Below are 22,182 nucleotides of genomic sequence, written 5' to 3' on the forward strand. Positions count from 1 at the left end.
AGGAGGCCGATGGCCAAACCGCACCGGTGTGCCGATCCCTGCCCGTCGGTCCCTACTTGCCGAGCCGGTCGTCGAGCAGCAGTTCCCCGTTGCCGTGGCAGTGGATGCGGCTGAGGCGTCATCGCTCGTTTCCCGTTGCGGTCGCCGCCCGGCGGGTCGGATCGAGAAGGTCGTCGTCGACCGGCGTCCGCCTGGCTCTCGCCGAGGGGCATTTGGTGGTGGTATCCGGAACGCTGGTCCGCACCATCGCCGATGCTCCTCCGGCCAAGGCGTGAAGGCGCGCTGCCCAGCCTGCGAGCTGGCCGCCGGGACGACGTCATCGTGATCGAGGGCGCGCTGCTCGAACAGACGGAGACCCCGCAGGCGCCTTCCATCCGCCGCTGATTATCAAAGATCGGTCATCAAGCGCGGTCTCCGGTGAGCCGCTGCCGGCCTCCGGGCCCCGGTCCGTCGCCTGTGCCCGCCGGGTCGAAAGTCGTGGGCGGGAACGCCGTCCGCTCCGCCGAACCCTAGTGGTGCGGCAGGCGCAGGCCTGCGATGAGGAGTTCGACCAGCCGGCGTGCGTCGTAGCGGGGATCGTTGTCGGCGCCGATGCAGAGGTTTCCGACGCCGCGCATGAGCTCGTAGGCATCCACGTCGGAACGGATCTCGCCGGCGGCGGCCGCGGCTTCGAGGAGCTGGGCGCACGCGGGTACGAGCCGGTCGAGGAAGTAGGCGTGCAGCGTGTCGAAGCCGGCGTCGTCCGACTGCAGCACCGCGGCCAGTCCGTGCTTGGTGACCAGGAAGTCGACGAACAGGTTGATCCATCGCCCCAGTGCGGCGTGCGGGGTCACGCCGCTCGCCAGCAGGGTCGGGGCTGCCTCGGCGCAGGCCTCCACCTGGTGCCGGTAGACGGCGATGATGAGGTCCGCCCGCGTCGGGAAGTGGCGGTAGATCGTGGCCACCCCGACCCCCGCCCTGGCCGCGATGTCGCGCACCGGCGCTTGGACGCCCGAGGTCACGAAGACCGCCGCGGCGGCGTCGAGCAGGGTCCTCTCGTTGCGCCGGGCGTCGGCCCGCTTGCGCGGGGCCGCGCGCCCTGCGCCGCCCTCGTCGCGGTCGTTCACCGTGCCGCTTCCTCCGTTGCCGAGCTTGCCAAACCGGAACCGTGTTCCTTATCGTTGTCGGAACGAGGTTCCGATTGCTCATAATGCCAGAGCAGAGACCTGGCCACCAAGCTGAGCGCCCGTAATGAAGCGCCGTGCTGAACCGTGTTCCGATTGAACGATCGAAAGGACCAACGGCCCGATGTTGCACACCTCCCGGCCGCGCTTCGGGATCATGACCGCCCCGTCGCAGGTCGGCTACCAGGACGTCCTGCGGGTCTGGCGCGAGGCGGACACGATCCCGGAGATCGAGCACGCGTGGCTGTTCGATCACCTCCTGCCCATCTTCGGCGACCCCGACGGAACGACCTACGAAGGCTGGACCCTGCTCTCGGCCCTCGCCGCGCAGACCGCGCGGCTACGCCTCGGCCTGCTCGTGACCAGCAACCGCTTCCGGCCGCCCGCGCTGCTGGCCAAGATCGCCGCGACCGTCGACATCGTCTCCGGCGGACGGCTCGACTTCGGCATCGGCGTCGGCTCACGACCGAGCTGGCCCTCGGCCAGGCGCGAGTACGAAGCGCACGGCCTGCCCTTCCACGACACCGCCCATGCCGTGGGGAGTCTCGCCGAAGCGTGCACGGTGATCCGGCGGCTGTGGACCGAGGCCGAACCGTTCGACTTCCACGGCACCTATGTCAAGCTCACCGGCGCGTTCTGCAACCCCAAGCCCGTCCAGCGCCCCCATCCGCCCATCCTCATCGGCGGGCGCTCGGGCCCGACGCTGCGCGTGGCCGCCGAGCACGCCGACCTGTGGAACATCCCCGGCGGCGACATCGACGACGTCGTCCGCCGCAGCCGGCTGCTGGACCGCTACTGCATCGAGCTCGGTCGCGACCCCGCCTCGATCATCCGCTCGATCCACCTGCCGGTCTCCTACGACCAGCCCGACATCACCCGGGACGCGATCGGCGAGGTGATCGACGCCGGCTTCCGGCACATCGTCCTCGGACTGTCGGCGCCCTACCCCGCCGGCGTCGCGCGGTGGGTCGCCGACGAGCTCATCACCGCGTCGGCCCGGGCGGCGGCTGAGGTCAGCCGCTGAGCAGGCCCCGGGCACGCAGGTCGGACAGGAGGTCGGGCGGCAGGGCCGGGCAGCGGCTCACGGTGACCTCCTTGAGCGACGGGAAGCCGGTGACCTCCCCCAGGTCGCCCAGCGAGTCGCAGTTGTCGAGGTGCAGGGCGCGCAGGGAGGGCAGTCGCTCGAGCCCGTCCAGGGTGGTCAGGTCGTCGGTGTAGGCGACGTGGAGCTCCTTCAGTCCCGGCAGCCCCGCGAACGGGCTGAGGTCGGAGAGGTGGTCCAGGCCCTGCAGGGTCAGGACGCGCAGGGCGGGCATGCGCGCGAGCGCTGTGAAGTCCTTCATGAGCTCGGTGTAGGCCAGGTACACCTCGCTGATCGACGGGTGCCCTTCGAGCCCGTCGAGCGAGGTGAGCTTGTTGAAGTTGTCGATGGCGATCTCGGTCAGGGCGGGCAGCCGCGACAGCGGGCGCAGGTCGGGGAGCGGCGCGCTGGGCAGGCCGAGGTTCGTCAGGCGGGGGTGGTGGCCGAGGCCGTCGAGGCTCTTCAGCTTCGTGCAGCCGCCGAGATAGAGCCTTTCGAGCGCGGGCATGGCGGCGATGCCGTCGAGGCTGGTCAGGCGGGCGCAGTGCAGGTGCAGCTCGGTCACGGAGTCGAGCTCGTACAGGCCCTCGAGGCTTGTGATCTTGGTACGGCTCACCTCCAGCTCGGTCAGGCGGCGCAGCCCGGACAGCGGCCGGATGTCCTCGATGAACCTGCAGTTGTCGAGGCTGAGGCGGTCCAGGTACGGGAACGCCTCGCCGAACCCTTCGACGCCGGTCACCCCGCTGCTGCGCAGACTGAGACGCTGCAGGTTGCGCAGGCCGAGCAGCGGGGAGACGTCGGACACTGCGGGAGAGCTGCCGACCTCGAGCACCTCCAGCCTGATGAGCCCGGCGAGCGGGCGCAGGTCGCTGACGGCCGCGCAGCCGTCCAGCTTGAGCTCGCGCAGCTCGGTCAGCGCGGCGAGCTCGGAGAGGTCGGTGAGGCCCTTGCAGTGGTCCAGGACCAGCGTCCGCAATGTCGTCAGGTGGCGCAGCCCGGCGAGCGAGTCACGGCGGCGCAGCTCCAGCTCGGTACGGCCCTCGTCGTCGAAGGCGGGGGCGAGCAGGTGCTCGGCGAAGGCGTCGGGGTCGAGCGCCTGCGGCCACAGCTTGAGCAGCTTCTCGGACGACGGCTCGGCGATCTCCGCGAACTCCGCGAACTCCGCGGCCAGCGCGAGCGCGTCGCCCTCGCCGTGGAGCGTGAGTTCGCGCAGGGATTTCCAGGCACGTTCCGGGGACGCGGACGCCAGCCTGGCGCGGTAGTCGGAAAGGTCCAGGTTCATGCCACGCCACCCTACGCATTCGCGATCTTCCCGGGAGGGCGTTCGACGGGACGCGGGTGGCCGCCCGTGGCACGCGCTCGACGTACCGGCCGATCGCGGCTCCCCGGGGGAAGGCGGGGCCGGTGACGGGCTTCAGCGCCCGCGTACGATGAGCCGGAACAGCCGGCGCGGCCGTTTCGCGTGGAACGCCGCCCGCTCGTTGACCTGCGGGAACGGCGCCTCCGGCACAGGCACGCCGAGGAACGCGCACAGCGGCTCCCACCCGTCCCGCACCTCGAACACCAGCAGCCGCTCCGCCGGGATCGCCGCCCGCACCTCGGCCGCGTGCCGTTCGTAGACGCCGAGGACGTGGTCGCGGTCGTCGACGCGGCCGCCGAAGACGCGGTCCATGACGGTCGCCCGCGCCATGCGCGGGTACAGGGCGAAGTCGGGCGCGCGGCGAGCCACCAGCCAGCGGGTCACCCGGCGGCGCAGGGGGAGCCGGCGCTCCTCCAGGGCGCTGCGGAAGATGGTCTCGCTGACGCTTTCGTACCAGCGGGCGGGGTCGCGGACGGTCAGGACGACCTTGGCCTCCGGGTAGTGCTCGGCCAGCTCGCGCCAGTACGCGGAGGCGGGCCAGTCGAGCGCCGACCGGAAGCCGGTGAACAGCGTGTCCCAGTCGCGGGAGCGGCCCTCCCCGACGTCGAGCCACTGCCGGACGCGGTACGGCTCCGCGATGATCGTGGACATGTGGTAACAGGGGCCGAAACCCAGGATCTCGAGGGCCGCCTTGAGCGATCGCGTACCCGTGCGCCCGAAGCCCGCGCCGATCACCTTCACGTCGCGCTCACCACCTGCACGTCTCTGATGCGGCTCTGATCTGTGCTGTCTAACGTCGCGGTGAATCCCGAAAAAGCGGTGAATCACGAAACATGAAAGCACAGAGGAGGCGCACATGCTCTTCCCGCAGCCTCTGCTCGACGCGCTGCGCGACGCCCCGGACCGCCCGGCCTTCGAGCACGGCGACAGGACGCTCTCAAGGGGTGAGCTGCTGGAGCTGATCCGGCGGCTGGCGGGCGCGATGCGCGCCGCGGGCCTGGGCCCGGGGCGGGCCGTCGCGGTGCGTACGGCCATCACGCCCGAGGCGTTCGCCGCCCACATGGCCGCGCACACGCTGGGCTGCCGGGTCGTCGGCATCCGGCCCGGCTACCCGGAGGGGCAGCTCGCCCACGTGCTGGGGATGGGGATCGACGCCCTGCTCGTGGACCCCACGACCGCGACCCCCGACCTGCGCCGCGTCGCGGCCCGCCACCTTCCCGGACGGCCGACGCTGTCCCTGGGCCCCTGTACGGGCGCCGGCGACCTGCTGGCCCACCCCGACGACGGACGGCCGCTGACCCTGACCGCCCGCCCCGACGACGTGGCGGCCCTGACCTTCACCAGCGGCAGCACCGGCCGCCCGAAGGGGTGCGCGATCACCTACCGGGCGCTCGGCGAGCACTGGGCGTGGCAGCCGCGCGTGTGGTCGCCCGTCGCGGCCGGGCTGGCCAGGGCCTTCGAGCGGTACCTGCTGTTCGGCACGCTGGCCAGCATGGTCGTGATGGAGTTCGTGGCGCCGTGCCTGCTCGGCGGCGGCACGGCGGTGATCCCCGAGGACGACGGGCGGCCGATCTTCCCGTACGCGATCGAGCGCCACCGGATCACCGGCTCGATCATCACCGTGCCCCGGCTGTTCCAGATGCTGAAATTTCTGGACGAGGTGGATGTGGGTAGCTTGCGGGCGCTGATGGTCTCGGGGTCGCCCATCAGCGCGCGGCGGCTGGCCGAGGCCGTCGAGAAGCTGGGCCCGGTCGTCTACCAGGGCTACGGCCAGACCGAGGCGGGCAACATCGCCATGCTCACCCCCGACCACATCGCCGCCGGCGTGCTGGAGCCCGTCGGCCGCCCGCATCCCGGGGTCGAGATCAGCGTGCGCGACGAGCACGACGACGAACTGTCTCCGGGCGTGACGGGGGAGATCCACGTACGCAGCCCGTACCTGATGCGGGGCTACTGGGGCGACGAGGAGGAGACCCGCGAGACCCTGAAGGACGGCTGGCTGCGCACCCGCGACCTCGGCCACGTGGACCAGGACGGCTTCCTCCACCTGGCCGGCCGCTCCCGCGACGTGATCATGGTCAACGCCATGGTGGTGTACGCGGGCCCGATCGAGCGCGCGCTGACCGGCCACCCCGACGTGGACGAGGCGTACGTGGTGGGCGCCCCCGACGAGGGCACGGGCGAGGCCGTGCACGCGTTCGTCGTCCCGGCCGCGGGCCGGACCCCGGACCAGGCCGGGCTGAGGGCGCTGGTACGCGCGCAGCTCGGCGAGGACAGCATCCCCAAGACGATCACGATCGTGCCCGCTGTCCCCCTCGCCACCAGCGGCAAGCCCGACAAACGCGCCCTCTCTGAGCAAATTCTGAGAATTGCCCGCCAACACTGAGGTTGTCCGTTCAATCACATCGTTGTGACGGAGGCTTCAGTGCCGGACAAGACCCTGGACTACCTGGTGATCGGCGCGGGACCCGCGGGTTTGCAGCTGGGGTATTTCCTGCACGAGCAGGGGCGGGACTACCTGATCCTCGAGGCGGGTCCCGCGCCGGGCCAGTTCTTCCGCACCAACCCGCGCCATCGCACGCTGATCTCGATCAACAAGAAGTACACCGGATGGGACGACCCGGAGCTCAATCTCCGGATGGACTGGAACTCGCTGCTGTCCGACGACCCCGACCTGCTGTTCACCCGCTACAGCGACCGGTACTTCCCGCACGCCGACGACATGGTCCGTTACCTGGCCGACTTCGCCCAGAAGCGCGGCCTGCGCATCGCCTACGAGTCCCGGGTGGTCCGCGTGGACCGGCCCGGCCCCATATTCCGGGTGACGGACGAGACCGGGCGCACGTACGAGGCGAAGAGGGTCATCGTCGCGACCGGCGTCACCAAGCCCAACGTCCCGCCCATCCCGGGCATCGAGACGGCCGACCTGTACGGCACCCACTCCACCGACCCGTCCGACTACGTCAACCAGCGCGTGCTCGTCATCGGCAAGGGCAACTCGGCCTTCGAGACGGCCGACAACCTGATGGAGACCGCCGCGGTCATCCACGTGGCGGGCCCGCACTCGGTCCGCATGGCCTGGCGCACCCATTACGTCGGCCACCTGCGGGCGGTCAACAACGGCCTGCTGGACACGTACCAGCTCAAGTCGCAGAACGCGATCCTCGACGGCGACGTCAGGCGCGTCGAGCGCAGACCGGACGGCACGTACCTGGTGACGGTCTCCTTCGCCCGGGTCGACGAGGTCACCAAGGACATCCCGTACGACAGCGTGATCCTGTGCACCGGCTTCCGCTTCGACGGCTCGATCTTCGGCGACGCCTGCCGCCCCGAGCTGGTGATCAACGACAGGTTCCCCTCGCTCACCCCGGCCTACGAGTCCGTCAACGTGCCGGACCTCTACTTCGCCGGCACGATCACGCAGTCACGCGACTTCAAGCACGGCACCAGCGGCTTCATCCACGGCTTCCGGTACGGCGTGCGCGCGCTGCACCGCGTGCTGGAGTCCCGCTATCACGGCGTGCCCTGGCCCGCCAGGGTGCTGCCCGCCGACCCGGCGGCGCTCGCGGCGGCGGTCATCGAACGGGTCAACCGCACCTCGGCGCTGTGGCAGCAGTTCGGGCTGCTGGCCGACGTCGTCGTGCCCGACGGGGACACCGCCCGTTACCTGGAGGAACTGCCGTACGACCTGCAGGGCCCGCCGATCGGCGACCGCGGCCACTTCGCGATCACCCTGGACTACGGGCCTGACCACGACAAGATCGACCCCTTCGACATCGAGGTGGGCCGGATCAGCCAGAGCGACTCGGCCCGCGCGCACGAGGGCCACTACCTCCACCCCATCGTCCGCCACCACGTGCCCGGTCAGCCCCCGGTCGCCCACCACATCACCGAGAACCTCGAGAACGAGTGGAACTCCAAGGAGATCCACATCGAGCCTCTCCGGGCCTTCTTCGCCGAGCAGCTGACGTCCGTACCGGTCTGATGGAGCGGTGGAGCCTGCGCGAGTTCGAGGCCGAGGCCCGCGCCCGCCTCGACCCCGCGCACTACGACTACTTCGCCGGCGGGGCCGGTGAGGAGGTCACCGTGCGCGCGAACGAGGCCGCGTTCGCCCGGATCGGCCTGCTGCCCAGGGTGCTGCGCGGCGCGGCCAAGCTGCAGACCGGCCTCACCCTGCTCGGCAGCCGCGCCGCCATGCCCGTGCTGGTGGCGCCGACCGCGTTCCACCGCCTCGCCGACCCGGAGGGCGAGCGGGCCACCGCGCGCGCGGCCGCCGCCGCCGAGACGATCATGATCGTGAGCATGGCCGCCACCGTCGCGATCGAGGAGGTGGCGGCCGCCGCGCCCGGCGCCGAGCTCTGGTTCCAGCTGTACGTGCAGCCGGACCTGGCCTTCACCGAGACCGTCGTGCGCCGCGCCGAGGCGGCCGGCTGCAAGGCGCTGGTCGTCACCGTGGACTCGCCCGTGCTCGGGCGGCGCGAGCGGGACCTGCGCAACGACTTCCACGACCTGCCCGAGTACCTGTGCTGCGAGAACCTGCGCGACGGCGACCGGGTGCGCCCGATCCTCATGTCGCCCGAGCTGTCGTGGGAGCACATCGACCGGCTCCGGGAGATGACCGCGCTGCCGATCGCGGTCAAGGGCGTCACGCATCCCGGCGACGCCCGGATCGCGCTCGACCACGGCGTCTCGGCGATCATGGTCTCGAACCACGGCGGGCGGCAGCTCGACACCGTTCCCGCCTCGATCGACCTGCTGCCGGACATCGCCGAGGCCGTCGGCGGAGCCGTTCCCGTGCTGCTCGACGGCGGGATCCGGCGCGGCACGGACGTGCTGAAGGCGCTGGCGCTCGGTGCCGCCGCGGTCGCCGTCGGCCGCCCGGTGATCTGGGGGCTGGCGGCGGACGGCGAGCGGGGAGTGTTCCGCGTGCTCGGCCGGTTGCGCGCGGAGGTCGAGCACGCGCTCGCGCTGTGCGGCTGCGCGTCGATCGGCGACCTCGACCCGGGCATGGTGCGGCGGCCATGCTGATCATCGGGTGGATCATCCTGTCGCTGGCCCTGGCGGTCGTGGTGAGCCTGCCGTGGTGGCTGCCCGCGAGGGTCGTGGCGCTGCGCGTACGCGTCTTCAACCGGATCAACGGGGACGAAAGCATCCCCGTCCCCGGCGACCTCGTGGGCGTCGACCGCTTCAAGGAGGTCTACTCGCACCCGGCCGCCGGCGGGCGGAGCAGGGGCGCCGCGCTGTCGGACCTGTTCTGGTACTGGCTGTCGCCCGGCCCCGAGATGCACCAGGAGCACCTGGAGGCGGGCGAGCGGTACGACGCGGTGGCCAGGGCGACGCGCGGCCTGCTCGCCGTGCCGCGCGACGAGGCCGAGGAGCTCACGCGCCGCTGCGCCGCCCGCACGCTGGCGGATGCGCGGGGGCTGGTACGGCTGCGCGACCTGACGATGCCGCTGTGGGCCGAGTTCTCCTACGAGCTGGTGTTCGCCGAGCCGTGCCCGCGCGAAGCCCGCGACCTGATCGTGGGCAACGCGAACGACGTGGTCACCTCGCTCAAGTGCACCGGCCTGCGGCACATGGAACGCCGCCACCGCCTGACCCGCTACCTGCTCGGCCGCCTGTCACGCGTGCGGATCCCGCTCCCCGCCGGCCTGTCGCCCCAGGAACAGGCGTTCTACCTCCAGGGCGCCTTCTTCAACACCGCCGTCGTCCAGCTGTCGGAGGCCATGGCCCACCTGCTGATGGTCCTCGCGCAGCATCCGGGCGTGCAGGAGCGGGCCCGTACGGGGGACGACCGCTACCTCGACCAGGTCATCTCCGAGACGCTGCGGCTCTACCCGCTCTTCGGCATCGCCCACCGCGTCACCACCGGCGAGATCCCGCTCGGCGAGCGCGCCGTGATCCCGGCCGGGTCCGTGCTCTGCTTCAACTATCCCGAGTTCCACCGCGCCGGGTTCACGGATCCGGACCGCTTCGACCCGGGCCGCTTCGACCGGCCCGCCAAGGAGCTCAACCACATCCCGTTCGGCGTCGCCGCCAACCGGCCCTGCCCGGCCTGGCGGCTGGCGCCGATCGCGATGCGGGTCGCGGCGCGGGAGATCCTGCACCGCCACGCCCTGCACTCCTCGGCCGCCCACACCCGGTCGCTGCCCAACCGTGGGCCGTGCCTGCTCACCCCGCCGCACGCGTCCCCGCCCCGCGCCGCGCTCGTCCTCATGCGGGTCCGCGACCGCTGGGAGGACGTCTGGCGCAGCCTCGTGCAACTCGTCCTCGGCACGTACATGGTCTGGGACGCCCGCCGGCAACGGCTCTGCGAGATCCACTTCGATCCCCCAGCGGAGAACTGAACATGACCGTACTGGCCCACGTCACGCCTCCCGACCCGAACCTCGCCCTCATACTCAAGGTCCTGCCCGCCCTCGTCGTGATCCTGATCGTCGCGGCGATCTGCGGCCGGCTGGCGCAGATGGTGATGCAGCCGCGCGTGCTCGGCGAGATGGTCGCCGGCGTGCTCCTCGGGCCGACGTTCTTCGGCTGGCTCTTCCCCGACGCGCAGGCGGCCCTGTTCCCGAAGGAGGTCAGGCCGGTCCTGTACGTGCTGAGCACCATCGGCCTGACGCTCTACATGTTCCTGGTCGGGGCGGGGCTCGACCACAGCGGGCGCACGCCCGGCGAGGTCCGCAAGGCGTCCGCGCTGGCCGTCTCGGGGATCGTCCCCTCGCTGCTGCTGGGCTTCGGCGCGGGACTCCTCCTGTACGACCTGCTCTCGCTGCCGGACATCAGCCCCTTCCAGTTCGCCCTGTTCGTCGGCGGGGCGCTGTCGCTGACCGCGTTCCCCATGCTGGCCAGGATCCTGTACGAGCGCGGCCTGGAGAACACCCCGGTCGGCCGGCTCACCCTCATCGCCGCCTCCATCGACGACGCCCTGGCCTGGTGCATCCTGGCCGTCCTGTCGGCCATGCACCTCGGCAGCGGCGCCGGCGGGGCGCTGCCCACCATCGGCCTGACCGCGGTGTTCGCCGTCGTGATGCTCAAGGTGGTCGCACCCCTGCTGCGCCCGATGGGCGCGAACGTCGCCCGCACCGGCCGCCTGGGCCCCACCGGCATGTACGTCGTCGTCCTCGTGCCGCTGACGGCCGGCTGGCTGACGGACTGGATCGGCGTCTACTCGGTCTTCGGCGGATTCCTCGCCGGCCTGGCCATGCCCCGTGACCCGAAGTTCCGCGAGGCGCTGCACGGCCGGATGATGGAGATCGTCTCGACGCTGCTGCTGCCCACGTTCTTCACCTTCTCGGGGCTGAACACCCACCTCGGGGGCATCGCGGGCGGCGCCCTGCTGCTGGCGTTCGGGCTGATCCTGCTCGCCGGGTTCTGCGGCAAGTACTTCGGGTGCGCGCTGGCGATGAAGGGGATGGGGTTCGGCTGGCGGGAGTCGTACGCGGTGGGGGCGCTCATGAACGCCCGCGGGCTGATGATCCTCATCTTCATCAACATCGGCCTGGCCCAGGGCATGATCAACCAGGAGCTCTTCGCGATGCTGGTGCTCGTGGCCATCCTCACCACGGCCGGCGCGCTGCCCCTCTACAAGCTGGCGCTGCCCGAGCGCCTGGAGACCCGGAGCAAGACCGCGGAAGTTTCGGAGCTGGTCAGGTCCAATCCATCGTGATCGCGCAGGTGAGCCGTGGTGCGCCCGGTTTTCGATCAGCCAATGCCCGAGTGGACCTGGTAATTCCCCGGGGCGTGGTGTAACCGTGGTCTGGTGGCTGGAACACCGGGTACAGCCCGTCGGCTGCTGGTCATCGAGGATGACCGCGAACTGGGGCGCATGCTCGTCGACCTGTTCACCGAGGAGGGATACACGGTCGATCTGGCTCTGGAGGGGCAGCGCGGGCTGCATCTGGGGCTGAGCCGCTCGTACGACGTGCTGATCATCGATCGCGGCCTGCCGTCGCTCGACGGTATCGACCTCATGCGGCGGCTGCGACGGCAGGCGGTCACCACCCCCGTGCTGGTGCTGACCGCCTTCGGCTCGCTCGCCGACCGGGTCGCCGGGCTGGACGCGGGCGCTGAAGACTACCTGGTCAAGCCGTTCGAGATCGACGAGCTGCTGGCCAGGGTGCGGGCCCTGCACCGCAGGCACCTCGACCAGGCCACGCTGCTGCCGCTCGGCGCGGGCTGGCTGGACTCCGAGTCGCACATCGTCCGGCTGCCGAGCGGGGAGCAGGTGGCGCTGTCGGGGCAGGAGTGCCGGCTGCTCAGCGCCCTGGCGGCCCGCCCCCGGCAGGTACACACCCGCACGTCGCTCCGGCAGCGGGTCTTCGACGGAGCCAACAAGGAATCGATCGTGGACACGTACGTCTATTACCTGCGCAACAAGCTGGGATCAGGGGTCGTGTACACCGTGCGGGGCGTGGGCTACCGCCTGGGCGAGTTATGAGCCCGCCGGCGCGCGGATCGGAGCTCGAGCGGCGGCTGCTGAAGCGGGCCCGCCGCCGCATCACCGCGCAGGTGGCCGGCGCGATCTCGCTGGTTCTGGCCCTGGCCGGGGTGCTGGTCTACTGCGTCATGGTGCACCAGCAGGCCGACTCCGCCCGCCGCGACCTGACCGCCGCCGTCCAGCGCGCCCCCATCGCCCACCCTCCTCCCTGCGTCTGGCTCTACGCGCTGCGGCCCGACGGCACCGTGGAGAGCTCCCCGGGCGCGCCGCAGGCGCTTCCGGTACGCGCGCCCATGGACCAGGTCGCCACCGGGCTGCCGCCCAGGGTCGAGGAGGTCCAGGTGGACGGGCACGCGTACCTCATCCGCACCCAGCGGCGCGGCGAGGCCACCTTCCAGGCGGCACTGGACCTGCGCTACCAGGACGCCGAACGGCAGCGGCTGCTCCGCACGCTCGGCGGCGCGGAGATCGGCGGCCTGCTGGCCGCGCTGCTGGTGGGCCAGGTCATCTCCCGCCGCGCCATCGCGCCGCTCGGCGAGGCGCTGGCGCGCCAGCACCGCTTCGCCGCCGACGTCAGCCACGAGCTGCGCAGCCCGCTCACCCGCCTGCACACCCGCGCCCAGCTCCTGTCCCGCCGGCTGCGGGGCGGCACGGACCCGATCCTGCTCATCGACGAGGTGGACCAGCTCGTGACCGGCACCAGGCAGCTGGGCGAGGTGGTCGAGGACCTGCTCCAGTCGGCCCAGTTCCAGCAGCTGCGCCGCCCGTTCGGGCCCGTGGACCTCGCGGTGCTGGCCTACGGGCTGGCCGTGGCCGAGGGCGCCCGCGCGGAGGCCAAGGGGGTGACGATCGAGGTCCGGTGCGAAGGGCCGGGCGATCACGTGGTGCGCGGCGTGGAGTCCGCGCTGCGCCGCGTGGTCTCGGCCCTCCTGGACAACGCCCTGGGCCACACGCGCGTGGGCGGCCACATCTGGGTGACCCTGTCCCGGGACCGCGACCTGGTCCGGCTGACCGTGCGCGACGACGGCGTGGGCTTCGACCCGGCGCACACGGAACGCCTCTTCGCCCGGTTCGTGGGAGGAGGCTTCGGGCTGGGACTGGCGCTCGTACGGGAGGTGGTGGAGGGCCACCACGGCACCATCACCGCGGACGGCCGCCCGGGCGCCGGCGCCACCTTCACCGTCAGCCTGCCCGCCGGCCCGGCCGCCGCGCCCTTGTGGGCGCCGACGGAGCGTGAGCCCGAACGCCGCCTCTGAACGACCACCTGCTAGCGTGCGGCGACATGAGCGGGCGTGGAGTTCTTGTCACAGGTGCGTCGAGAGGTATCGGACGGGCGGTCGCGGCGGCCTTCGCCGCGCAGGGCGACCGGGTCGCGATCCATCACCGGAATTCCGAGAAGGAGGCCCAGGACCTGCTGGCGGAGCTGCCCGGCCAGGGGCACACGATCGTGCGGGGCGACCTGGCCGACCCGGAGGCGGTGCGCCGCATGGTGGACGCGGCGGCCGACGCCCTGGGAGGGATCGAGGTGCTGGTCAACAACGCCGCCGTCTACTTCCACCATCCCCTCACGGAGCTGTCGTACGAGGAGTGGCAGAGCGCCTGGCGGCGCACGCTCGACGTCAACCTGGTGGGAACGGCCAACGTCATCTGGTGCGCCGTCCAGCACATGCCCGCCGGCGGCCGCGTGATCAACGTCTCCTCGCGCGGCGCCTTCCGCGGCGAGCCGGACAGCCCAGCCTACGGGGCGAGCAAGGCCGGGCTGAACGCGCTGGGCCAGTCGCTGGCCGTCGCGCTCGCCCCGCGCGGGATCGCGGTGGCGGCCGTGGCGCCCGGCTTCGTCGAGACGGACATGACGACCGAGTACCTCACGGGCCCTGAGGGGGACGCGATCCGGGCGCAGAGCCCGTTCGGGCGGGTGGCGCGGCCGGAGGAGATCGCGGCGGCCGTCGCCTACCTGGCCTCCCCGGCCGCCGAATGGGCCAGCGGCGCCGTGCTCGACCTCAACGGCGCCTCCTACCTGCGCTGATCCCCGCGGGCTCAGCGCAGCCGCCGCTCCAGCAGGATCGCGCCGCGGTCCTGCAGCAGCGAGGCGCACCACTTGCGCAGGTCGGCCGGCTTCGGCCCGCTCACCTCGCCCCCGTCCAGCAGGTCGGCCCAGTCGAGCAGCGACTCCGCCAGCATGAGCGGTACCCCCCGCCGCTCGTGCACCTCGGCCGCGGCCTCGAAGTGCTCGGACGCCCGCTGCGGTGAGCCCGTCGCCACGCACAGGTGCGCCAGATAGTGGTGCCCGCAGTGGTGGGCCACCGCGCCGTGGCCGAATGTCTGCCCGTCGGAGGCCAGCGAGCCGTACAGCTGCTCGGCCAGCTCCGCCCGCCCCAGGCGGGAGGCGGCCACGGCGAGGTTGTCCAGGGCGGGCCGGTGGGCCATGTTGCGGGGCGGCGTGGCGCCGCCGTCGGCCAGGATGCGGTCGAGCAGGGGCGCGGCCTCCTCGTCGGCCATCTCGCACAGATACCGCAGGATCGCGTGCACCGGGTCGACGCGCGGCGCCTGGGCGGCACGGCGATAGCGGTCGCGCAGCTCCCACAGCCGCCCCTGCAGCCGCCGTATCTCGGCGATCTGCGACGAGTAGATGGCCACGGCCTCCAGGCGGCGGCCGATCTCCGAGCCCAGCCGCAGGGCCGCCTGCGCCTCCGACTCGGCCTGCGCCAGGTCGCCCTGCATCAGCGTCAGGCCGGCCCTGGAGTAGCCGATCAGCCAGTTGAGGTGCGGCTGGGCCAGCCGGCGCGCCAGCTCGTCGGCCTCGCCGAGCAGCATCGCGGCCCTGGTCACGTCGCCGCCGTCGAGCACCGGGGGAGTGCGCTGCACGTACGCGTGGAACAGCGCCAGGTCGTCCCCCGTGCGGCGGGCCGCCTCCAGCATCTCGTCGCCGTCGCGGTGGCGCTGGTGCAGCGGGTCGGCGGGGATGATCGTCAGGCTGCGCTGCCCCAGAACGCTGGCGAGCGTGCGCGGATCGCCCGACTTGCGGGCCAGGGCCACGGCCTCGTCGCTCAGCGCGAAGCGCCGCTCGCCGTCCGGAGCCCAGATGAGCTCGGAGGCGAGCTGGGCCGCCAGCAGCGCCCGGGTGCTCAGGTCGGTGGAGTCGACCAGCTTGCGCGCCTCGGTCAGCAGGGCGATGCGCTGCTGGTCGGGCGCCGCCGAGATGGTGGAGAAGCCGCGGTCGCCGCCGAGGGCCGCGATCACGATCAGGTCGGAGCGCTCGCACTGCCTGGCCAGGTCGGCCGCCCGCACGAGGGTCTGCCTGGCGTCGGGGTCGCCGGCCAGCCACATGGCCCGGCCGCACTCCACCAGCAGCTCCGCCCGCCGCTCCAGCGTGGCGCCGGGGAAGTCGGCCAGCAGGTCGAGCACCCGCTGGTACCAGGTGACCGCCTCGCGGTGGGCCAGCCCGGCCAGCGCGTGCTGCGCCGCGTGCACGGCCGCGTCCGCCGCCGCGCTGACCCGGGCCGGGTCGCGGCCGTGCTCGGCGGCGGCCAGCAGGTGGGTGGCCACGACGTACGGCCGGGTCTCCATGGCGCGCGGGTCGGTCTGGCACAGCGCGTCGGCGACCTTGCCGTGCAGCAGCCCCGCCCGCGGCGCGGACAGCTTGGCGTAGAGGGCGGTCCTGGTCAGCTCGTGGGAGAACCGGCAGGACCCGCCGTCCGACATGGTCACCAGGCCCGCGCCCATGGCCTCCTCCACCGCGGCCACGAACCTGGCCTCGTCGAGCCCCAGCCCCGCCCGCAGCTCGGCCGACTCCATGCGCTCGCCGACGGCCAGCAGGTTGACCAGGTCTCTGGCGTCGGGGTGGAGCTGCGAGAGCCGGGCCATGACCATCCTCGTCACCGAGTCGGGCACGGTCAGCCCGTCGAGCTCCTTGCCCGCGGCCAGCTCCCTGACCACCTCGCTGACCAGGAACGCGTTGCCGCCGGTGATCCGGTGCAGCAGCTCGGAGTCGCCGCCGCCGCGCACCTCCGCCAGCGCGTGGGAGACCTCGTCCAGCCCGAAGGAGGGGACCTCGATCGTGCGGCTGTCGGCCGTCAGCTTGTGCAGCTCAGGCAGGGCCGACTCGGCCGGCGAGTCGACCAGCAGGGGCCGCGAGGTGGCCAGGACCAGCAGCGGCAGGGCCTCGGCGTCCCACATGAGGGCGTTGAGCATCTGCAGCGACTCCAGCGTCGCCCACTGCAGGTCGTCGATCACCAGCAGCACCGGCCGCACGGTGGTCAGGCGCTCGATCAGCGTGCGGGCCGCCGCCATCAGGTGGTAGCGCTCGGACACCGGCTCGGTGGCCGGCGGCACCTCCAGCGACAGCGGGGGAGCGGCCAGTGAGGGCGCCAGGCGGACGAGCTGGCCGCACTGCTGGTCGACCCCGGCCCGCAGCAGCAGCGCGGGCGAGGTGCGGGCCAGCCGCTCCACCGCCCCGGCGATCGGCTCGTACGCCCGCCGCGCCGGATCCGTGCACCGCCCGGCCAGCACCGTGAACTGCCGCTTGAGCGCCCGCCGGGCCACCTCCGAGGCCAGCCGGGTCTTGCCAACCCCCGAGTCGCCCTGCAGGATCACCAGCCCGCTGCCGAACTCGGCCGCCGCCAGCTCCCCGTCCAGCGCCCGCAGCTCCTCGTCGCGGCCGACGAACGGCAGCACGTGACCGTCCTCCAGCCAGGGGGCCAGCCCGGCGACCTGGTGGTGGTCGGCGCTCTGCCAGTGCAGCTCGTACGTGTGCAGCGGCTCGCGCAGCCCCTTGCCCGGCAGCCGCCCCAGGTCCTTGAACTCGTGCCGGCTGCGCCCCTGCGCCAGCCGCCGCACCAGGTCGGTGCAGAGCACCTGGCCGCCCTCCGCGATGGCGACCAGCCGGGCCGCCTCGACGGTCGGCAGCCCGCTGACGTCGTCGTGGCCCCAGCACACGTCGCCGGCGGCGAGCGCGGCCCTGATGGAGATCTTGTCGGGGGCGCGCTCGTTCTCGTCGGCCACCGCCTGCTGCACCGCGATGACCGCGTCGAGCCCTGCCGTCGCCGAGTCGAAGACGGCCATCAGCCCGTCGCCCAGACTCTTGGTGAACGTCGAGCCGCTGGCCGTCACCACCGAGCGGAGCAGCTGGTAGAGGCGGCGGAAGACCACGTTGGCGCGTTCCTCGCCCAGCCTGATCCGCATGGCGGTGGAGCTGACCACGTCGGTGAACAGGATGGTCGCCGTGGTCAGCGTGCCGGGCGGGTGGGGAGCGGTCACGTGGGCCGCTCCTTCAGTCCCCGCGCGGGCGCGCGTACCTTCTGGCGGACCGTGCGGCGGATCTCGCGCGTCTTCACGGCGGAGCGCGACTGCTTGATCCGCCAGGCGCCGGCCAGGTCTTCGGGGATCCTGAACGCCGCCTGCCCGTCGGAGTGGCGGTCGATCAGGGCGACCACGATCTGCCGCCCGAGCCTGCGCACCAGCCAGCGGACGACGCCGTCGACCGGACCGGCCAGCGCCGAGTGCCGGTGCGCCGCCCGGCCGGCCGTGAACAGCGCGGTGAACCACCAGGCGGGCTTGGGCACGCCCAACAGCTCGGGCACCCGGTCGGCGCCGTACCCGGCGTCGCGGAAGACCCAGTGCACCAGGCTGCGCGGCAGCTTGCGCCACCCCAGGTGCATGAACTCCTCCATCTCCTCCAGCAGCCGGGCCATCAGCCGGCGGCCCTCGTCGCTGGACTCGTACAGGCGGCCCAGGCGCTCGCTGACCGGCTCGACGTCCTCGAGCGTGAGAGGCCGGTCACGGCAGGCCTCCACGCCCATGAGATGGCCGAACACGCTCCACGTGTAGAGGTGGGCCGCACGCTGCTCCGTGGAGAGCGTCACACCCATGCTCTCCAGAGCCTCCCATGTCACCACCGAGAAGTCGAAGATGGTGGCCAGCAGGAGCTCCTGGTTGACCGGGGGGCCGAACCTCGCGGTGTCCCAGTGGTCAGCGAAACGCTCGTTGACCAGGGCGCGGACGAAGGAGTGCAGGATCCGCAGGCCGATCGCCGTGGTGTGCCCGGGGCGGCCGGGCTCCAGGCTGTTCGTGGCCTTCAGGCCCATCACGTCGACCAGCATCTGCCCGGTCTCGGCCACCCGGCGGGTGAGGCTGTGCGTGGCCAGCTGGGAGACGCCGGCCAGCACCTTGGCGCTGGACACCTCCACGTACGCCATGGGCAGGCACTTGCAGAAGAGCGCGGCCGACTGGTAGAGCCCGTAGTCGGCGAAGACGGCCTGCCCCTTGGCCAGCAGCTCGCGGTCGTCGCCCCACTCGGGCAGCTCCGCGGCGAAGTCGATGGCCTCGAAGATCGCGGAGGCGGGCGGCTCGCCCGACGGCGCCCTGGCCTCCCGCTTGGCCGCCGCCAGCTCCTGGATCACCGCCTTCACCAGATCCAGGGGCCCGCTTCCCGCGGGCTGGTCGTCCAGGTATCCGGCCACGACCTTGTCGATGTCCGGGTCCGCCTGCTGTCGCAGCTGGCGGAATCTCTCCTCCGGCCAGCGTTCGTGATCGTTCATCTACCCCGTACTCCAGATTTCGGTCAGAGGCCGCCCCGTTTCCGCAGGGCGGCGACGTCCAGCAGCGTGATCGCCCGGCCTTTGACGGCGATGAGGTTTCTCGCCACGAGGGACTGCAGCGCCCGGTTGACCGCCGGCCGCGACGCGCCGATGAGCGCGGCGAGGTCGGACTGGGTCAACCCGGGCAGGTCCACCACCCCGTCGTCCTGGCCGTGCTTGTCGGCCAGTTGCAGCAATAGCTTGGCCAGCCGGCCGCCCAGGTCGAGGAAGGCCAGGTCGGCGGCCTGGTCGGTGAGCCTGCGCACCATGTGGCCGAGCATGCGCAGGAACTCGTCGGCCAGCCCGGGGTGCTCCCGCATCAGCTCCAGGAGCCGTGCCCTGGGCAGCGCGAACACCCACGCGGGGCGCACCGTCACGATCGACGCCGAGCGCGGTGAGTTGTTCAGCAGCGCCAGCTCGCCGAAGGTGTCGCCGCGGCTCAGCATGTTGAGCACGATCTCGTCGCCGTGCTCGGTCGTGAACACCACCTTCACCAGGCCGTCCAGCACCACGTAGAGGGACTCTCCCGGGTCCCCCTGGTGGATGATGATCTGCCCGGCCCGGTATCGCCTCGACATCCCGGCCCGCGCCGTGTTCTCGATGCCGCTCTCTCCGAGTACGCGGAACAGCGGGATCTCCGCCAGCACGGAGGCCACCGGCTGAACATCGTTCGGGAACCCGCTCATGCAAGAACTTTAGGCCGCATCCCGCGGACGAACAGTCGTCCGTCCTGGATGTCCCGATTGTGATGAGGAACACATCGGGACTGTCACGCGCGAGACAGCCCCTGACGATCACTCGGCGCACCGTTGGGATGCCGGGCGGTGATGGTGACCCCCCTAGTACTCGGCCCGGCAGGGAGATCGACATGTACGTGGACACCATCGAACGACCCGATACCGCCACCCTCGTATCGGCCGCCCAGGACGGCGACGCCATGGCGTGGGAGCGGCTGATCGAGGAGTTCAGCCCCATGCTCAAGGCCCGCATCCGCAGGTTCAGGCTCAGCCACGAGGACGCCCAGGACGTGCTCCAGACGACCTGGCTGCTGGCCTGGCAGAACCTCAGGAGCGTGGAGGACGGCCAGCGCATGGCGGGCTGGCTGGCCACCATCGCCTTCCGCGAGTGCCTGAAGCTCACCAAGCGGACGAAGGAGATCTGCACCTCTGACCTCGACACGCTGGGCAGCACGGACGACGTGGACAGGGAGCTGGCCAGGATCTGGCTGGCCGGCACGCTCGACGAACTGGTCGAGGAGCTGCCGGCGGCGCAGCGGGTCCTGTTCAGAGCGCTCACGGAAACCTCCGAGCCGCACTACGTGGACGTGGCGCGCAGGCTGGGCAGGCCGGTCGGGAGCATCGGGCCCACCCGAGCCCGCACGTTCGCGAAGCTCCGCGGGCTCCTGCAAGCCCGCGAGATCACCAGGGACTTCCTCGACTGACTCACTTCGCCGACGGGTCGAGCTGGATCGCCTCAAGGAACGGCTCGAAGTCGAAGTGAGCCATCTCGAACGCGTCCGGGTCGCTCTCCGCCGGATACTCGTAGACCTTGCGGCCGCCCCGGGCGAGCATCATGTTGACGGCCTGGGGCACCAGCCCGCGCTCCATCTCCAGGGCGAGGCCGTCGGCGACGTCCTTGGCGAAGGGCACGTCATAGAGGGCGCTCACGTGCTGGTAGACGCGGAAATAGCTGACGATGAAGCGCATGCGGTCGCGGTAGGACACCCAGTCGGCCACTCCGGCCGTGGACGCCTCCTGGTCGGCCGTGATGAACTCCTCGGCCAGCTTGCGGACCTTCTCGTTCTGGATCGGCGCCCAGACCTGCTCCATGTCCACGCCCTCCGGCGCGGTGAGCGGCCGGCCGACCTTGATGTCGCTGAGCGGTGTCTGCACGGCGAACAGGTGGCGGGTGTAGAGCGAGGACCACTTCCCCTCCAGCCAGCGCGTCAGCCACGGCTGGTCCTCGTGTCGCGCGGCGTAGAGGCGGAACCTCGGGAAGCGCCGCCGGGTCACCAGCGAGCGCAGCGACCGCCACGACACCCGCGTCAGCCACCGGACCGGCCGGTAGAGCACCAGCTCGAGGGCCTTCTGCGCGCGGGCCTGCTCGTAGGCGGACAGCGCCACGCAGGCGCCGAACATCAGCTCGGCGCGGGCGCCGGGGTCGGCGGTCTGCTTGGCCTCGACCAGGAGCTGCGCGGCGTCCCTCAGGTAGCGGGCGTCGGCCTCGGCCAGCAGGTCCGTCAGGAACTCCGGCGGCGTCGGCGTCAGGTCCGACTCCGGGCTGACCTTGAGGAAACGGTCGGGCGAGTCGTTCCACAGGTTGACCGCGAGGCTGGCGGTCTCCAGGAAGATGGCCCGGTTGGCGAGCGCGAGCCCCAGCTGGTAGCTGGGCCCGAGCAGGGTGAGCAGGACCGCCCTGAACACCCTCCTGAACCGGTGGGGCACCCGCATCCTGCGGCCGAAGTCCAGGATGAACGGAGAGTCGGGGCTGAGGTCGAGGCTCTCTCCGACGGCCTTGGAGGTCCAGGTGGCGTAGCAGTACCAGTTGTTCGCGTCCTTGCCCAGGTGCTGGGCGAGGTCCCCGGCGACGCGGTGGTAGCTGTAGGCGATGACCATCGCTTCGAGTGCCGGGCTCCGGTCCTTGTAAGCGGCGATGCGCAGCACGTCGTCCGCGGTCATCGGAGTGTCGGACATGGGGTCTCCCGTTAGTTCGCCTCGAGGAGATAAGAGCGTCTCCAGCGGCGCCAGATACGTCAGGCGGCCGGTCTTTCCCCCGTGGCCGCCAGCCAGGAGCGTAGGGCGCGTGACTTACGGCGGGCTTGCAGGACGCCGGTCGGCCACACCAGGGCACCCGGCGGCAGGAAGCGCAGCCGGAAGCGGCGCCCGGCGCAGGTGAGGTCGACGCGCAGGGGCCGCCAGCTCGCCCGGATGTCGGCGCGGGCCAGGGTGAAGACCGTCTCCTCGTTCGTCACGTAGGACAGCAGGCGGTCGGTGGCGATCAGTGCGCCCATCGCCACGGGACCCGGCCGGCCTTGATCCCACCACACGGGGTTGAGCACCAGAGACATGGCGGCTCCATCCACGGCCGCCCCGGGCACGCCGCCCGGGGCGGCGGCCCTCAGTCCTTGACCACAATCTTGCTGATCACCACGAAGCCGCCGAGCGCCCCCGCGGTGCCGGCGGCGGTCGTGGTGGTGAGGTTGACCACCAGGTCATAGGTGCCGGGGGAGAGCTGGCCGCGCATCGGGACGGAAGCGGTGTATCTGCCCGAGCCAGGCGTGAAGGTCAGTTCGACAGGGGGTGAGGGGTGCCTGGTCTCACCGCCGCCCAGCAGGTCGGCGATGATCTCCAAATTCCAGCGGCCCGCCAGCCAGTCGACGAGCTCGCCCGCGACCTCCCAGCTCACGTCCACGGTCCAGCCCTCGTTACGGTGCACGACGTTCGTGGGTTGCGCGCCGGGATCGACAACCTGGCCGTGGAGAACGCCGGCGAGTTGCTCGGCCGGTACTTTCATCACCTGGAATTCTCCGGTTGCCATTCCGATCTCCTTTCCGGTGGGAACGTCGT

General features: G+C 71.7%; 20 protein-coding genes. 11 read left to right on the plus strand and 9 right to left on the minus strand.

What is annotated here, in order from left to right:
* Positions 1 to 252: 252 nt before the first annotated feature.
* The gene (locus tag ACIBI9_RS22150) at positions 253 to 384 is read left to right on the plus strand and encodes a hypothetical protein (RefSeq protein WP_397224033.1); all 132 of its coding nucleotides are present in this window, start codon (positions 253 to 255) and stop codon (positions 382 to 384) included.
* Between the two features lie 125 nt (positions 385 to 509).
* Here the strand turns inward: ACIBI9_RS22150 and ACIBI9_RS22155 are convergent, their stop codons facing one another.
* The gene (locus ACIBI9_RS22155) at positions 510 to 1,106 is read right to left on the minus strand and encodes a TetR/AcrR family transcriptional regulator (protein WP_397224034.1); all 597 of its coding nucleotides are present in this window, start codon (positions 1,104 to 1,106) and stop codon (positions 510 to 512) included.
* 181 nt (positions 1,107 to 1,287) lie between these two features.
* On the opposite strand from ACIBI9_RS22155, the gene ACIBI9_RS22160 reads away from it, so the two are divergent.
* Complete coding sequence (locus ACIBI9_RS22160) at positions 1,288 to 2,187, plus strand: LLM class flavin-dependent oxidoreductase (protein WP_397224035.1); 900 nt, start codon at positions 1,288 to 1,290, stop codon at positions 2,185 to 2,187.
* Here ACIBI9_RS22160 and ACIBI9_RS22165 read toward each other — a convergent pair.
* On the minus strand, positions 2,177 to 3,526 hold the full coding sequence (locus ACIBI9_RS22165) for a leucine-rich repeat domain-containing protein (protein WP_397224036.1): 1,350 nt from the start codon (positions 3,524 to 3,526) through the stop codon (positions 2,177 to 2,179). The two genes, ACIBI9_RS22160 and ACIBI9_RS22165, sit on opposite strands and share 11 nt — an antisense overlap.
* 132 nt (positions 3,527 to 3,658) lie before the next feature.
* A complete protein-coding gene (locus ACIBI9_RS22170; protein WP_397224037.1) occupies positions 3,659 to 4,345 on the minus strand; it encodes a sulfotransferase family protein in 687 nt (228 codons plus the stop codon).
* A gap of 115 nt (positions 4,346 to 4,460) precedes the next feature.
* Between ACIBI9_RS22170 and ACIBI9_RS22175 the strand changes: the two genes are divergently transcribed.
* The 8 genes from ACIBI9_RS22175 to ACIBI9_RS22210 all read left to right on the plus strand — a co-directional run bounded on the left by ACIBI9_RS22175 (position 4,461) and on the right by ACIBI9_RS22210 (position 14,067).
* Positions 4,461 to 5,990 (plus strand): class I adenylate-forming enzyme family protein, encoded by a 1,530-nt coding sequence (locus tag ACIBI9_RS22175; protein ID WP_397224038.1) that lies wholly within the window; start codon positions 4,461 to 4,463, stop codon positions 5,988 to 5,990.
* 39 nt (positions 5,991 to 6,029) lie between these two features.
* The gene (locus ACIBI9_RS22180; protein WP_397224039.1) at positions 6,030 to 7,589 is read left to right on the plus strand and encodes an NAD(P)-binding domain-containing protein; all 1,560 of its coding nucleotides are present in this window, start codon (positions 6,030 to 6,032) and stop codon (positions 7,587 to 7,589) included.
* On the plus strand, positions 7,589 to 8,632 hold the full coding sequence (locus tag ACIBI9_RS22185) for an alpha-hydroxy acid oxidase (RefSeq protein ID WP_397224040.1): 1,044 nt from the start codon (positions 7,589 to 7,591) through the stop codon (positions 8,630 to 8,632). Before ACIBI9_RS22180 ends, ACIBI9_RS22185 begins: the two co-directional genes overlap by 1 nt.
* The gene (locus ACIBI9_RS22190) at positions 8,626 to 9,951 is read left to right on the plus strand and encodes a cytochrome P450 (RefSeq protein ID WP_397224041.1); all 1,326 of its coding nucleotides are present in this window, start codon (positions 8,626 to 8,628) and stop codon (positions 9,949 to 9,951) included. Before ACIBI9_RS22185 ends, ACIBI9_RS22190 begins: the two co-directional genes overlap by 7 nt.
* Positions 9,952 to 9,953: 2 nt before the next feature.
* Positions 9,954 to 11,270 carry a cation:proton antiporter gene (locus ACIBI9_RS22195; protein WP_397224042.1) on the plus strand — a complete coding sequence of 439 codons (1,317 nt, stop codon included), beginning with the start codon at positions 9,954 to 9,956 and terminating at the stop codon, positions 11,268 to 11,270.
* A 93-nt stretch (positions 11,271 to 11,363) separates the two neighbouring features.
* Positions 11,364 to 12,041, plus strand: coding sequence for a response regulator transcription factor (locus tag ACIBI9_RS22200; RefSeq protein WP_397224043.1), 678 nt, complete (start codon positions 11,364 to 11,366; stop codon positions 12,039 to 12,041).
* Positions 12,038 to 13,297: a sensor histidine kinase gene (locus ACIBI9_RS22205; RefSeq protein WP_397224044.1), complete on the plus strand. Its 1,260-nt coding sequence runs from the start codon at positions 12,038 to 12,040 to the stop codon at positions 13,295 to 13,297. The genes ACIBI9_RS22200 and ACIBI9_RS22205 overlap by 4 nt, the downstream gene beginning before the upstream one ends.
* A gap of 26 nt (positions 13,298 to 13,323) precedes the next feature.
* Positions 13,324 to 14,067 carry an SDR family NAD(P)-dependent oxidoreductase gene (locus tag ACIBI9_RS22210; protein WP_397224045.1) on the plus strand — a complete coding sequence of 248 codons (744 nt, stop codon included), beginning with the start codon at positions 13,324 to 13,326 and terminating at the stop codon, positions 14,065 to 14,067.
* Between the two features lie 11 nt (positions 14,068 to 14,078).
* Here ACIBI9_RS22210 and ACIBI9_RS22215 read toward each other — a convergent pair whose 3' ends face one another.
* Genes ACIBI9_RS22215 through ACIBI9_RS22225 form a run of 3 tightly spaced genes read right to left on the minus strand, consistent with a single transcriptional unit; the run spans position 14,079 to position 19,302 of the window.
* Positions 14,079 to 17,297 (minus strand): ATP-binding protein, encoded by a 3,219-nt coding sequence (locus tag ACIBI9_RS22215; protein WP_397224046.1) that lies wholly within the window; start codon positions 17,295 to 17,297, stop codon positions 14,079 to 14,081.
* Positions 17,294 to 18,577 (minus strand): oxygenase MpaB family protein, encoded by a 1,284-nt coding sequence (locus tag ACIBI9_RS22220; RefSeq protein WP_397224047.1) that lies wholly within the window; start codon positions 18,575 to 18,577, stop codon positions 17,294 to 17,296. Before ACIBI9_RS22220 ends, ACIBI9_RS22215 begins: the two co-directional genes overlap by 4 nt.
* A gap of 23 nt (positions 18,578 to 18,600) precedes the next feature.
* Positions 18,601 to 19,302: a Crp/Fnr family transcriptional regulator gene (locus ACIBI9_RS22225; protein WP_397224048.1), complete on the minus strand. Its 702-nt coding sequence runs from the start codon at positions 19,300 to 19,302 to the stop codon at positions 18,601 to 18,603.
* A 182-nt stretch (positions 19,303 to 19,484) separates the two neighbouring features.
* Here ACIBI9_RS22225 and ACIBI9_RS22230 point away from each other — a divergent pair, with 182 nt between their 5' ends.
* The gene (locus tag ACIBI9_RS22230; protein WP_397224049.1) at positions 19,485 to 20,057 is read left to right on the plus strand and encodes an RNA polymerase sigma factor; all 573 of its coding nucleotides are present in this window, start codon (positions 19,485 to 19,487) and stop codon (positions 20,055 to 20,057) included.
* Between the two features lies 1 nt (position 20,058).
* Here the strand turns inward: ACIBI9_RS22230 and ACIBI9_RS22235 are convergent, their stop codons facing one another.
* The 3 genes from ACIBI9_RS22235 to ACIBI9_RS22245 are packed head-to-tail and all read right to left on the minus strand — an operon-like array spanning position 20,059 to position 22,153.
* The gene (locus ACIBI9_RS22235; RefSeq protein WP_397224050.1) at positions 20,059 to 21,309 is read right to left on the minus strand and encodes a hypothetical protein; all 1,251 of its coding nucleotides are present in this window, start codon (positions 21,307 to 21,309) and stop codon (positions 20,059 to 20,061) included.
* Positions 21,310 to 21,368: 59 nt separating this feature from the next.
* Complete coding sequence (locus tag ACIBI9_RS22240) at positions 21,369 to 21,683, minus strand: hypothetical protein (protein ID WP_397224051.1); 315 nt, start codon at positions 21,681 to 21,683, stop codon at positions 21,369 to 21,371.
* A 50-nt stretch (positions 21,684 to 21,733) separates the two neighbouring features.
* A complete protein-coding gene (locus ACIBI9_RS22245) occupies positions 21,734 to 22,153 on the minus strand; it encodes a hypothetical protein (protein WP_397224052.1) in 420 nt (139 codons plus the stop codon).
* Positions 22,154 to 22,182 lie beyond the last annotated feature (29 nt).

It is taken from the genome of Nonomuraea sp. NPDC050451 (genome assembly GCF_044458585.1).